Origin of the sequence: Chryseobacterium camelliae (genome assembly GCF_002770595.1) — a bacterium.
Taxonomy (GTDB): domain Bacteria; phylum Bacteroidota; class Bacteroidia; order Flavobacteriales; family Weeksellaceae; genus Chryseobacterium; species Chryseobacterium camelliae.
The window spans coordinates 333,894-346,943 of sequence record NZ_CP022986.1 but is presented as its reverse complement, the minus strand read 5'-3'; the positions used below and the strand labels follow the sequence as shown (position 1 = coordinate 346,943).

Here is a 13,050-nt window from a genome sequence, read left to right as displayed (position 1 = left end):
TTTATGGTATGGTCTGAAATGAAATTATACTTTCATAATTTCAGCTTCCTTCGTTTTAAGGTGATCGTCGCAAAGCTTAACATATTTGTCAGTAAGTTCCTGGATATCCGCTTCCACTCCCTTAACCACATCTTCAGAAACACCTTCCAGTCTTTTCAGTTCTTTAAGACCGTCCTGTCTTGCATTTCTGATGGTTACTTTGGTCTGTTCCACTTCTCCTTTAGCCTGTTTTGCCAGATCCCTTCTTCTTTCCTCCGTTAAAGGCGGTACATTTAGGATGATATTTTCTCCGTTATTGGAAGGAGCAAAGCCTAAATTGGAATTGATGATGGCTTTTTCAATGGCGTTGATTGCACTTCTGTCCCAAGGCTGAATGGAAATCGTCATAGCATCCGGAACGGAAACGTTGGCTACCTGGTTGATCGGTGTCATGGCACCATAATATTCAACCATTACATCCTGCACCATATTCGTGGATGCTCTTCCGGCTCTGATGCGCTGAAAAGCGTGTTCCAGGTGCTTTACAGCAGCTTCCATATCCTGTTTTACAGATTCTAATATAAGATCTAATTCTTCCATTATATAATAAAAATTTGATAGGTTACACATGTATTAAAGATTCAAGTTAAAAGAAAAAAATTAAAAGTATATCGGCATGCAACCGTATCACCTTGGCTCTTTTTTGACTTTCTGCTTGGCTCATGATTTATAGGTCAACTAAAGTACCAACATTCTCTCCTTCTACAATTTTTTCAAGATTTCCTGCCTTATTCATATCAAATACAATGATCGGAAGCTTATTTTCGTGGCTTAAAGTAAAGGCGGTCATATCCATCACTTTAAGGTTTTTCTCGAATACTTCGTCAAAAGAAAGAGAATTGTATTTTACGGCGTTTTCATTCTTTTCAGGGTCGCTGTCATAGATTCCGTCCACACGGGTTCCTTTAAGGATGACATTGGCATCGATCTCGATAGCACGCAGTGTTGCAGCCGTGTCAGTAGTAAAATACGGGTTCCCGGTACCGGCTCCGAAAATCACCACTCTTCCTTTTTCAAGGTGTCTTACCGCACGTCTTTTGATGAACGGTTCAGCTACTTTGTCCATTTCGATGGCAGACTGTAAGCGGGTTTTGATTCCGGCATCTTCAAGGGCTCCCTGTAATGCCATTCCGTTGATCACGGTAGCCAGCATGCCCATATAATCACCCTGTACCCTGTCCATTCCCTTGGCTGCTCCCGCTACACCGCGGAATATATTTCCTCCTCCGATTACGATGGCTATCTCACAGCCTTTGTCCACAACTTTTTTTATTTCCGCCGCATATTCCTGTAGCCTGTCATTGTCAATACCGTATTGTCGGTTTCCCATTAACGCTTCACCACTCAGTTTCAGAAGGATTCTTTTGTATTTCATCTTGTATATGTAATAACTTTTTTAATCAGGGCTTAAGTTTCCTGAAATTTGATTTTGCAAATATAATCATTAAAAATAATGGTTAAAGAAAATATTTGAGCAGAAATAATAGGAGAAATATTTTGAAAAGTACGAAAAAGGATTATTTTTGCATTAATTATAAATTGCGTTGAAGAAAATTATCTTTTTTTCATTATTTCTGTCAGGAATTGTTTCTTATGCACAAACAGGAACAAATGTCTATCCTTTCTTAAATATCCCTGTCTCTGCACGGCAGGCAGCTCTTGGCGGCGACGCTATCACCATCCGGGACTATGACGTTTCATTTGCCATTGCCAACCCGGCCCTTCTTAACCGGGATTCAGACAAGCAGCTTTCCGTGAATGCAGCATCGTATCTTGCAGATTCCAAGTACGGGACGATTGCTTTTGCAAAGGATTTTGAGAATGGCCATATGGCTACGATAAATGCCCGGTACATGAACTACGGCGACATTCCCAGAACAGATGAAAGCGGTTTTGAAAACGGATCATTCTCTGCATCCGATGTGGCTGTAGGTGCCGGATACGCCTACCAGTTTGAGGAAGACTGGACCATCGGGGGAGGCATTAATTTTATTACTTCAAAAATTGATAATTTCTCCTCTTCAGCCATTTCGGGAACTGCAGGGGTTACCTATCATAATAAAAAGAACAGAGAAGTTGCATCGGTGGTATTCCGGAACTTCGGGTATCAGTTCAAATCCTTTAACGGAATCCGTGAAAACCTTCCGTTCAGGATCGATCTCGGATACACACGGACATTGACAGCGATACCATTGGCTATCACCATCACTGCACATGATCTCCAGCAGTTTGATATTTCCTCTCAGTACAATGTCAACGGACAGGAAGTGAATGTCGGGAGAAAGATCGCTGACCATTTTTCTTTGGGAGCCGAGCTGTTCCCGGACAAAGGTTTCAACATACGCCTCGGGTATAATGTAAGGAGAGGAAACGAAATGGCCATTGCCGACCAGAGGAATTTCTCAGGAATTTCAGGAGGCTTCGGAATCAAGATCTCGAAATTCCGCCTGGATTATGCCCACGTACGGTACCATAACGCATCTAACGTCAACCAGATCGGTATCTCTGTTGACCTGAGCGGCCACAGGGGAGAATAATAATTCCCGCCCTTCTCCATTTTACCATAAATTTTAAGACAGATTGCTTGATTTTTGAGAAAATTTCTTGAAATTTGCGGCATGAAAAAACCTGTAATAGCTATAGATGGCTACTCGTCTACCGGAAAAAGTTCAATCTCCAAGGTTATTGCCCAAAAACTCGGCATCATCCATCTGGATACCGGTGCCCTCTATCGGGGGATTACCTGGTTTGCTCTTCAGAACTGTACCGGAGAGGACCGTGCGATTGATCTCAGCAGGCTTTTTTCCGCTCTTCCACAGATCAGGCTCGAATTCAAAAATGATGATGGTGAACTGATCCTATATCTTAATGATCAAAATATTTCAAAGGAAATCCGTACCAATGAGGTGTCGGACCATGTGAGCCTGGTGGCCAAACAGAAAGAAGTAAGGGATTTCCTCCTGCAGTCCCAGCGTTCCCTGGCTGAAAAAGGCGGGATCATTATGGACGGGCGCGATATCGGGACCGTCGTACTTCCCAATGCCGATTATAAATTCTTCCTTACCGCCAGTATAGATGAACGTACCAGAAGAAGGTATACGGAACTTCTCAGCCTTGGAATAGAAGCCGATGAACAGCAGGTAAAGGAAAACCTGATCCAGCGTGACAGGATCGACAGCGAAAGGGAAATTTCACCCCTCCGACAGGCTGATGATGCTATTGTCATAGATAATACATTCCTGAATAAAAAGGAAACTATTGATGAAATTTTATCCTATCTGAATAAGAATTGACTCTTTTTTTACCTGCCTTTTAACTTTTTGGTATGTTAATTGTAGCCTTGTATAGTGTAAAAACTAGTGTTTATTAACTATTAAAAAATCAAGAAATGTCTAGAAAATCAAACAATACAGCAGGCGTATTAGCAGGTCTTTTGGCAGGTGCCGCTGCAGGTGTAATCTTAGGAATGCTTTATGCTCCTGAAGAAGGTAAGGAAACAAGAAAAAAAATCAAGACGAAAGCCAACGATTTTAAGGATCAGGCTAAGTCTAAGTATGATGAAGTTTCTGAAAAAGTAAAAGACCAGTACGGAAACATCTCTTCCACTTTTAAGGAAACGGCTGAAAATGTAGCCTCTACCGTAAAAGACGGATATGACAAGTACAAAGATCAGATTGTATCCAAAACAACGGATATGGTGAAAAATGTAGAATCTGAACTGAATGATCTTAAATAAGACCGCTCTATAAAGTAAATATTAAAGGAACTTTGCGTATTAAAGTTCCTTTTTTTGTAACTTCAAAGGAAAAACAATGATAGAAACTATTAAAGAATATGCTTCCAAAAGAATTGATCTTCTGAAGATTGAAGCTACCGAAAAGTCTTCTTTATCAGCAGGCTTGATTACGTATTTTATCTTGATATTGGTCTCCTTCACGTTCTTTATTGTCCTGTTCAATTTCGGACTGGCTTACCTGATCGGTAAGGCGCTCAACAATACCTCTTACGGATTTCTGATCGTAGCCGGATTTTATTTTCTAATCATGGCATTTGTGGCTGTTTTCAAAAAGAAAATCGTCAATTTTGTTGCGGATCAGGTCATTAATTTTTTAAATCATTAAGCCATGGGAAGAAAATACGACAGCCTTGAGGAACTGAGAAGGAAAAAGAACCTTTTAAAAAGTGAGATCAGCAGTCTTGAAGAACTTCTGACGTTTAAGAATACAAAAGAAAGCCTGAGTGCATTTACAAACGGGCTTACGGATCAGTATCTTCAGGAGAAAGTAGATGAAAACGGAGATGAAAAAGTAGTGATCCGAAAAGATGTCATTGCCAAACAGGTGACTTCTGAAGTTAAAGATCTCCTGATCAGTAAAAACACCGCTATGGGTATTGCCGGATCCGCTCTGAAAGGGAATGCGGTAGATGCCCTCCTGAAGCTGGCCGTAACTGCCATTGTGGGAAATGTGGTGAAGAAAAACATCAAAAGCTCCAACTGGAAGAAAAAAGTACTCGGCATTGCCCTGGTATATCTGGCTCCGGTAGCCCTGAAACTTGTCAGGAAAAGACTGGAAAACTACCAGAAAAACAAAAGCGTTTCCAGTATGGAACAGCTTATATAATTTGCGGACAGCAGGATTTAGCAGTGCGGCAGTCGATATTCTGACAGAGTGGTATTGCTGAATCCTGAATCTGCAAACGCAATGATCTGAATAAATTGATCTATTTCGAATACAGCTGGCCCAGAATAATCCCTGCAGCCATAGAAACATTAAGGCTTTCCGTAGACTGCGATGTTCCGAAACGCGGGATGCTAATGCTTTTATCAAGCAGCTGTTCAGTTTCCGGGCGCATGCCGTTACCCTCGTTTCCGAGAATAAGGTTCAGTTTTCCGGGCTTTTCAAAATCATAGATGCTCTCCCCTTCCATATCGGTCCCGATATTGGAATTTTTTGTTTCGGAAAGATAACTTACAAGGTCCGTATATACCATATTGACACGGGTAAAAGAACCCATGCTTGCCTGGATCACTTTCGGATTATAGAAATCAACCGTATCTTCACTGCAGATGATCTGCTCAATCCCGAACCAATCCGCCAGCCGGATGATTGTTCCGAGGTTTCCAGGGTCCTGTATGCCATCCAGTACCAGCTGTACCTCTTTATCTTCCTCTTTCTTTTCAGGATTCAGATAGCATACGGCAATACTGTCTTTCGGGGTTTTCAGGAAGCTTATTTTTTTAAGCTCATTTTCAGAGATATGGGTTACCGGAACATCCGTACGGCCTGTTTTTTGGGGATCCGTTGAGAATATTTCCTTAATTTTAAATTCAGAATCAAGAAGTTCAGCGATAATTTTATTACCTTCAACCAAAAACAAATTGTATTTTTGTCTGAACTTTTTTTTATCCAAAGACTGTAAAACTTTTATTGTATGAGCTGTAAGCATTATAAGAATTCTCCTCAAAAATATTATAAAATTATCTCATTTGCAACATTTGTCGGTCTTCTTTATGCATGCAGTACTACTAAAAAAGTTCCGGACGGTGAATACCTGCTGACGGCCAACAACTTTAAATTCGAAGATCAGAAAGAACCTTTCGATAGTGAACTTAAAGGCTACGTCCAGCAAAAGCCCAATAAGAAACAGCTGTTATTCTTACCGCTGGGCCTGTTGTTCTACAATGCAGCCAATCCTAAATACGATACGATCCTTAACGAATATATGACCTATCCTAACGAAATGAGGAACCAGAAACTCAGGGATTCATTATTCGTGAAATACAATATGAAAAGCAGCGTAGGCAAAAGCCTGTTTATGGACAGGCTGTTCCACAGCTGGGGATCTCCGCCGGTGATCCTGGATCAGGCAAGAACGGAAAAAAGTGCGGAGTCCATTAAAAAAAGACTCGTTTACCGGGGGTTTTGGGATGGACAGGTGAAATTCAGCCATAAACTGGATTCCGCGGCTAAAAAAGCATCCGTAGATTACTTTATTACCCATAAAGACCCTACGTACATCAAAGAATACTATTACAATATTCCGGATGAGCGCATTAAAAATATTTACCAGCAAAAAATCAACGCGACACTGATCCGCTCAGGACAAATCCTCGACCAGACCGTTTTGGAAAAAGAGGTAACCCGGCTTAATGACATCATGAGGGATTACGGATATTACCGGTTCAATAACCTGAATGATGAAATTTTCTTTGTTGCCGATTCCCTTAAAAGCAGGAAGCAGGTTCCTCTGACGCTGGAAATCCATAAAGATTCTCTTGACTCGCCATACAAAGTGGCTACCATCGGAAATATTGATGTAGCGATTGTTGACAGGGCCGGTGATTATCCTAAAAACACAAAGAAAGACAGCCTGAGAGGCATCAGGTTCCATAAGGTAGATGACCAGTATAAGGCGCGCGCACTGTGGAGGGCCATCATTGTAGCCAACAAACAGGTGTACGACCAGAAAAAGCTTGACCTGACGAAAAGGAACCTTATTGCCATGAACAATTTCAGCATCCTGAAAGCCAGGGATTCCTTAAGAAGAGGCGGTGATGCAGCTCCTAACGACAGCATTATCGATGTCCTGTATCTGCTGAAACCGCTTCCCAAATATGACCTTAAAATAGGAACGGATATCAATTATTCACAGCTGCTGAACCTGGGAGTCTCCCCTTCCGTTGACCTGATCACCAGGAATGTCTTCAACGGAGCGGAAAACCTTTCCACAAGTGTTTCCGGTACTTTCGGATCCATCAGGAGTACCAAAGACATCAACAGGAGGGTGCTCGCTTATGAAATATCTGCACAGGCCTCGCTGAATTTTCCAAGGCTTTTATTGCCATTTAATTATTATAAGCTGATCCCGAAACGGTACAGCCCCACTTCATCCATTATACTTGGAGCAGGTATTCAGAATAATATAGGATTGGGAAGGACAAACTTTACTACCGGATTGAATTATTTTGCTACGGTAAACGACAAGGTCTCGCACCGCTTAACCCTGTTCAATACCCAGCTGAGTTTAACAAAGAATAAAGAAGCCTATTACGATTATTTTGTGAACGACGGACGGATCCGGGATGAAGTCTTTGCTGATTACTTCCAGTCTCACACAAGCATTGGGCAACAGTACGAAGCAGGACAGCTGACTTCCGATGAAGTTTCGCAGCGCATTACCCAGGATCTTGCCTACCAGCAAAACCTGAACCCGGAAGGATTCGGGCGGTATTCCGCATTTGTGGGAACTCTGGTGAATAAAGACCGCCAGACCCAGGATGTCCTCATTTCATCCATGATCTATAATTTCATCTATAACGAGATCGGGAAAAAGGATTATCCGAACGCCTTCTATTTCAATGGTAAAGTTGAACTTGCAGGAAATATCCTCAGCGCATTCAATCAGCGCAATGATAATGGCGGAGGAATCATTACAAGCCCGCAAAGGACCATCTTCGGTGTTCCGTACGCCCAGTTTGTGAAGTTCGATTTTGATGTCAGGAAATATTTCAGGGTATTCAACAACCAGACGCTCGTATTGAGACAGTTTGTAGGATTGGGTATTCCTTACGGAAATTCTTCTGATATGCCGGTGATCCGCTCTTACTTCAACGGAGGATCCAACGATATCCGTGCATGGGTGGCCTTCGGTGGCCTTGGACCGGCAGATTCCCAAGTAGATGAACGGGTGAGAACTTACATGACCGATAATATGAAGCTGACGACGAATATTGAGTACAGAATCCCTTTTAATGACATGTACGAAGGGGCTATCTTCACCGATATCGGAAATACATGGAGCCTGCGGGGAAATAAGGAAAAATATGTGGATGACCAGTTTAAATTCAACAGGTTTATCAGACAGATGGGGGTCGGCAGTGGTGTGGGGCTCAGGGTTAACGTGGCATATATTACATTAAGGCTTGATCTTGCTTACAAAATCTATGACCCAAACAAACCGGACGGGGAAAAATGGAGGTTCAGCAATTTCCAGCCTTTCAAACCGACGCTTAATATTGCTTTCGGGTATCCGTTCTAATCCGGAGATATTCCCAGCGCAAAATAGACTACCGCAACCGTTCTGGCAAGGATTTCCCTGAACTGGTTGCGGTAATAGCTTTCAGGCTTCGTAACATCCTGGGCATCGAAACCAAGAGCATTCATATTGTTATTTCTCGCAAAAAGCAGTGCGCGTAAGTTATGGAAACCTTGTGAAACGATAATGACATTGTCTTTTTTGTAGACATCTTTGCAGCGCAGAATGCTCTTATAAGTATTGAATCCTTTCGGATCTTCGATGATGATATCTTCAGGCACACCTTCCTGGTAAATCAGGTAATTCTTCATCGCAGCAGGTTCATCATAGCCTTTGCTCTTTTCTCCGCTCACCAAAATTTTCCTGATTTTCCCATGATGGTACAATAATGCTGCCGCATCCATCCTTTTGGTAAAATACGGATTGGACATTCCGGATCTCATCCTGGGCGAAGTCCCCAACACCAAGGCCACCTCTCGCGGCGGGATCTTGGATATCTTGGTATACGTCCTGCCGTCCGTAAGGGCAAATACCCAGGCATTGGCAAGACATATCAGCAATACCCCGATTTCTGCCGATATAAAAATAAGATTGAATATGTTTCTCAGAATTCTCAACTCAGATCAAAGTTAAGCTTTATTTTCGGGCTTTTGGCAATTGACATGCAGGCTAAAATATGATTTTTTGCTTCTTCTTTTTCGGTAAGGTATTCATTTTCCAGCAGCTCAACATCACCTTCTTCCAGGATACATTCGCAGCTGCCGCATATTCCGGATTTGCAGGAATATGGTACGGGATAGCCGGCTACCAGCAGTTGCTGAAGGATTTTATCCCGGTTATCAGGCAGTTTAGCCGTGTAGGTTTGTCCCAGGCTTTTAAATTCGAGCTTGATATTTTCCACCAGCGGAAATTCTTTCTCTACCGGATATATATCGTCGTTGAACTCTTCAAAGAGCTCAAAATGGATGTTCTTTTTGGGAATGCCGTGATGGTAGCATGCATTGGCCAGTCCTTTGATCATTTCGCCTTTCCCACAGATCAGCACTTCGTCCACAGCATCCCAGATTGTTGATTCTTCATCCGTATCATCCAGGTGCAGGATCTGGTTGATGATCAGGCTCAGCTTCTTTTCGTCCAGCCTTCCGTAGAAAAAGCGGTCAGCGGGCTTTTCCTGGGAAAAGAAATAAAAGACCTGCAGCCGGTCTCCATGCCTGCGTGCCAGGTTATCCAGAAGTTCGCGGTATGCCAGTTCTTCCGTGCTTTTGTTTCCGAAAAACAGGAAAAGCCTGGTCCTGCGTTCGTGGTGCAGGATATTTTTAAAATGGCTTAATATAGGGGTTATCCCGATGCCGGCAGCAAATGCCACGATAGTCCGGAATTCGCTGGGTTTAGATACCAGGGTGAATCTTCCGGCAGGCTCACTTACCCATATTTCATCCCCTTCATTATAATGACTGCAAAAATAGGCTGTACCTCCGTCGGGAGATCCGGCTTTGATACCGAGGCAGATTTTCTTTTCATACGGAGCAGAAGTCATGGAATAATCATGGATGACTTTTTCTCCTTGATGATCAAACTGTATGCTCACATACTGCCCTGCTTCAAATTCAAAATTCTTTTGCAAATCACCGGGAACTTCAAGCTCCAGGGAAAAAGTATTTTTGGTCAGTTGTTGCTTTTTCGCTATTTTTAACCGGTAAAACTGTGTAAGTTTACCTTTATAGATTTGTTGTTTCATACTGCAAGTCAAAAATAGACAAAATATCACTTATGAAAAAGATAATTTTATCCACGACCATCCTGGTTGCCCTTTCCGGCTGCAAAAAAGAAACCAAAACCGCAGAGGCAGATCCTGCAGCTCCGGCGGCAGATTCAATGGCTGTAGAAAACAATACAGAACCGGCGGCATCGTATGCGTCTAAAGAGGTAGCCCCTGAAAATATGAGACAGTACCTGGCACAAAAGAACGACACCCTGTATGTCACCAACTTTTTCGCCACCTGGTGCGGACCTTGCATGAAGGAGATTCCACATTTCAAAAAGAAAATAGAAGAACTGAAGGGACAACCTGTAAAGTTTACCTTTGTAGATATGGATGACTCCTCCGAATGGAACGGTGCCGTAAAAAAATTCGGGGAAGAAAACGGGCTTACCGACCATATTGTACTGCTGGACGGCAAAAAGCTGGATCAAAATTTCTTTCCCAAAAACTTCCAGAAATGGGATGGCGGATCTATTCCTTTTACTTATATGAGAAAAGGCGATAAAACAGACGAATACCTGGGAAATATGTCGGAGGATGAACTGACCTCTAAAATCAATACTATGTTGATCAAATAAATCCAGGCTTTCCCGGAATGTCAAAACATTTTAGAGTCCTGTGTTCGGTATTTTTAGTGGCTGTGGTCATTACTGCCATCATCAACCTGAACACAGGATTTTTACCGCTTACATTAGAAGATTTTTTTTCGGATTCACAGAACAGCCAGATTGCCGAAATACGCATCAACAGGGTCCTGGTTATGCTGCTGGCCGGTGTTTCCATTCCAAGCTCCGGATTCCTGATGCAGGAATATTTCCAGAATCCTCTTGCTGGCCCGGACATACTGGGCATCACTTCGGTGGCAAGCCTTTCCGTCGCTTTTTACATTTTCTTCTCCCATAATATTTTCCTGCCCGATTTTCTCCAGAACGGGTTCCTGAGCTTATCGGCCATTGCCGGAAGCTTGCTCCTGATGCTGGTCCTGTTATCTGTTTCAGGGAAATTCCAGGACAAGTCTTATCTCATCATTTTCGGATTCCTGGTATCTGCACTGGCAGGTGCAGTGGTTTCCCTGCTCCAGCTGTACGCGGAAAACCAGAGCCTGAAAAATTATGTCCTGTGGTCTTTCGGGGCCAATAATATGGTGACGAGAAACCAGATCTGTGTGCTTGCCGTACTGGTAGCTTTTGGACTGGCCATCTGCTTTAAAGCGATCAAACCTCTGATCGGAAATGCCTTGGGAACTTCTTATGCACAAAGTTTCGGGGTCAACCTTAAGCACCTGAAATTACTGATCATCGTAGCGTCTTCACTGCTTTCCGCTTCTGTAACGGCTTTTCTGGGCCCTATCCTGTTCATCGGGATTATTGTTCCGCATTTCTGCAGGATGATCTATAATCCGGCAAAGCTCTGGCAGCAATGGATTCTAAATATGCTGCTGGGAATGCTGATGATGATGCTTTTTTCCGTAACCGGAGAAATTACCCAGATTCCTTTGAATGTGATCAGCTCGGTTTTCGGGATCCCGGTCATCCTCTTTATGGTACTGAAACAGAGAAACACTTCATTCCAGGGATAAAACTGTATATTGTATGAATAAAAATACCACCGATACTTTTCATCCGATGCAGTTAAAAATAAGCCAGGCAGATATAGGCTATGAAGAAATCCTGATCTCCGGGGCGGATGCGCAGCTTCAGTCAGGAGAAGTATGCCTGCTGATCGGTAATAATGGCGTGGGAAAGACCACGCTCATCCGGTCTGTCCTGCACCAGATCCCTCTTTTACGCGGAACGATCACCCTAGGTAATAAGGATGTACAAGAGCTTTCCGTTAAAGAAATTGCCGAGCATATAGCCGTGGTATTTTCTAAATCAGCGATCCCACAGAACTATACGGTCACCGACCTGGTATCACTGGGGAAGTACATCCACTACCCTTTTTATTTTGAGCTTAGCCAGGAAGACAAAAAAGAAGTGCGGGAAACCATTGAAGACCTGGGGCTTCAACAATATGATACTACGCTGCTTAAGAACCTGTCGGACGGGAATCTTCAGAAAGCGTTTATCGGACGGGCTCTGACCCAGAACTCGCCCGTGATTATCCTGGATGAGCCAACGACCCACCTCGACGAAAAAAATAAGATCATCATCCTTAAAACCCTGAGGAAATTAGCGCGGGAGAATCATAAACTGATCCTGTTCTCTTCCCATGACTGGAGGCTGGCTAAAGAATTTGCAGATAAGATCTGGTATATCAAAGACCGGAAACTGCATGCCGGAATGGTAGAAGATGTTCTAATTCAGCACCATGAGCTTACTGATCCATCTATGTTCAATGTCAATGAACATTTTAAAGCACCCCATATCACAGCTCCGCCGATTCACAAAGAAATGCTGTATTCCCTGCTTCAGAAAAACAGCACCGCCGATCTGTCCCATCTGGACTTTGAATTCAGGGATAACCGATGGAATATTGATGTAAAAGGAAGTCTTTACCAATGCGAATCTTTTGAAGAAATCCTTTCTTTGATTAAAACATTTCACTGATTACTCCCATTTGTTATCTTTTCCATATACTATGCATGCATAGTATTATGCTTGTCATATAATTTAATTGTTTTATTATCAATCCGTTAACAAAATTTAACAGAAATAAATGCTATGCATGCATAATATTTACTACATTTGGTATAAACCATTGAACAAAATAATACTCATGGATCACAAAGACAAAATAGAAAATGTAGACCTAATACTGAAGCAGACCTGGTTAGCGGTTTCTAAGATGTATACTGAAATGGCACAGGAACATGATTCCACTGCCGTACAGGCACTTACACTTTTGAAGATCGACCCGAAAGAAGGAACCAGAAGTACGAATTTAGGTCCCAAGATGGCCATAGAACCTACCTCCCTTACCCGGATTATCAAGCTTCTTGAAGATAACGGATATATCTATAAGGAAAAGACCACAACCGATAAGCGTGAAGTGATCATCAAGCTTACTGATAAGGGGCTGAATTCAAGGAATCTTTCCAAAGAGGTAGTGGTGAACTTCAATAAGAAGGTCATGGAAAAGATCTCACCTGAGAAGCTGGATACTTTTAAGGAAGTCATGCATGAAATCATGAAAATCGCCGGAGACCTCAACAGGAAATAACCGGCAGTCAAGACATTATACTTAGAAAATTAAATCAATAAATTATTATC

The 13,050-nt window shown here is 42.5% G+C and carries 15 protein-coding genes; 10 read left to right on the top strand and 5 right to left on the bottom strand.

Translation table 11 applies throughout. The annotated features are described in order from the left end of the window. Positions 1-24: 24 nt before the first annotated feature. The gene (gene frr / locus CGB83_RS01505) at positions 25-579 is read right to left on the bottom strand and encodes a ribosome recycling factor (protein ID WP_100074183.1); all 555 of its coding nucleotides are present in this window, start codon (positions 577-579) and stop codon (positions 25-27) included. A gap of 127 nt (positions 580-706) precedes the next feature. Next, positions 707-1,414, bottom strand: coding sequence for a UMP kinase (gene pyrH / locus CGB83_RS01500; RefSeq protein WP_100074182.1), 708 nt, complete (start codon positions 1,412-1,414; stop codon positions 707-709). Between the two features lie 169 nt (positions 1,415-1,583). On the opposite strand from pyrH, the gene porQ reads away from it, so the two are divergent. The 5 genes from porQ (at position 1,584) to CGB83_RS01475 (ending at position 4,661) form a co-directional block, all read left to right on the top strand. After that, the gene (gene porQ / locus CGB83_RS01495) at positions 1,584-2,576 is read left to right on the top strand and encodes a type IX secretion system protein PorQ (RefSeq protein WP_100074181.1); all 993 of its coding nucleotides are present in this window, start codon (positions 1,584-1,586) and stop codon (positions 2,574-2,576) included. An 81-nt stretch (positions 2,577-2,657) separates the two neighbouring features. Next, entirely contained in the window at positions 2,658-3,332 is a 675-nt protein-coding gene (gene cmk, locus CGB83_RS01490) for a (d)CMP kinase (RefSeq protein ID WP_100074180.1), read from the top strand. Between the two features lie 95 nt (positions 3,333-3,427). Further along, a complete protein-coding gene (locus tag CGB83_RS01485) occupies positions 3,428-3,775 on the top strand; it encodes a YtxH domain-containing protein (RefSeq protein ID WP_100074179.1) in 348 nt (115 codons plus the stop codon). 76 nt (positions 3,776-3,851) lie between these two features. Further along, entirely contained in the window at positions 3,852-4,160 is a 309-nt protein-coding gene (locus tag CGB83_RS01480) for a phage holin family protein (RefSeq protein ID WP_100074178.1), read from the top strand. A 3-nt stretch (positions 4,161-4,163) separates the two neighbouring features. Further along, positions 4,164-4,661 carry a phosphoribosyl-ATP pyrophosphatase gene (locus tag CGB83_RS01475; RefSeq protein WP_100074177.1) on the top strand — a complete coding sequence of 166 codons (498 nt, stop codon included), beginning with the start codon at positions 4,164-4,166 and terminating at the stop codon, positions 4,659-4,661. A gap of 100 nt (positions 4,662-4,761) precedes the next feature. On the opposite strand, the gene CGB83_RS01470 is transcribed toward CGB83_RS01475, so the two are convergent. Then, complete coding sequence (locus CGB83_RS01470; protein WP_100074176.1) at positions 4,762-5,487, bottom strand: TrmH family RNA methyltransferase; 726 nt, start codon at positions 5,485-5,487, stop codon at positions 4,762-4,764. On the opposite strand from CGB83_RS01470, the gene tamL reads away from it, so the two are divergent. Further along, a complete protein-coding gene (tamL, locus tag CGB83_RS01465) occupies positions 5,473-8,079 on the top strand; it encodes a translocation and assembly module lipoprotein TamL (RefSeq protein WP_100074175.1) in 2,607 nt (868 codons plus the stop codon). The two genes, CGB83_RS01470 and tamL, sit on opposite strands and share 15 nt — an antisense overlap. Here tamL and CGB83_RS01460 read toward each other — a convergent pair. Further along, positions 8,076-8,693: a SanA/YdcF family protein gene (locus tag CGB83_RS01460; RefSeq protein WP_100074174.1), complete on the bottom strand. Its 618-nt coding sequence runs from the start codon at positions 8,691-8,693 to the stop codon at positions 8,076-8,078. The two genes, tamL and CGB83_RS01460, sit on opposite strands and share 4 nt — an antisense overlap. Then, positions 8,690-9,814, bottom strand: coding sequence for a flavin reductase family protein (locus tag CGB83_RS01455; protein WP_100074173.1), 1,125 nt, complete (start codon positions 9,812-9,814; stop codon positions 8,690-8,692). Before CGB83_RS01455 ends, CGB83_RS01460 begins: the two co-directional genes overlap by 4 nt. 32 nt (positions 9,815-9,846) lie before the next feature. Here CGB83_RS01455 and CGB83_RS01450 point away from each other — a divergent pair, with 32 nt between their 5' ends. The 4 genes from CGB83_RS01450 (at position 9,847) to CGB83_RS01435 (ending at position 13,000) form a co-directional block, all read left to right on the top strand. Further along, the gene (locus tag CGB83_RS01450) at positions 9,847-10,416 is read left to right on the top strand and encodes a TlpA family protein disulfide reductase (RefSeq protein WP_100074172.1); all 570 of its coding nucleotides are present in this window, start codon (positions 9,847-9,849) and stop codon (positions 10,414-10,416) included. Positions 10,417-10,433: 17 nt separating this feature from the next. Continuing rightward, entirely contained in the window at positions 10,434-11,417 is a 984-nt protein-coding gene (locus CGB83_RS01445; protein ID WP_100074171.1) for a FecCD family ABC transporter permease, read from the top strand. A gap of 13 nt (positions 11,418-11,430) precedes the next feature. Continuing rightward, the gene (locus tag CGB83_RS01440; protein WP_228420043.1) at positions 11,431-12,387 is read left to right on the top strand and encodes an ABC transporter ATP-binding protein; all 957 of its coding nucleotides are present in this window, start codon (positions 11,431-11,433) and stop codon (positions 12,385-12,387) included. A 169-nt stretch (positions 12,388-12,556) separates the two neighbouring features. Further along, positions 12,557-13,000 carry a MarR family winged helix-turn-helix transcriptional regulator gene (locus tag CGB83_RS01435; RefSeq protein WP_100074170.1) on the top strand — a complete coding sequence of 148 codons (444 nt, stop codon included), beginning with the start codon at positions 12,557-12,559 and terminating at the stop codon, positions 12,998-13,000. The last annotated feature ends 50 nt before the right edge of the window (positions 13,001-13,050 follow it).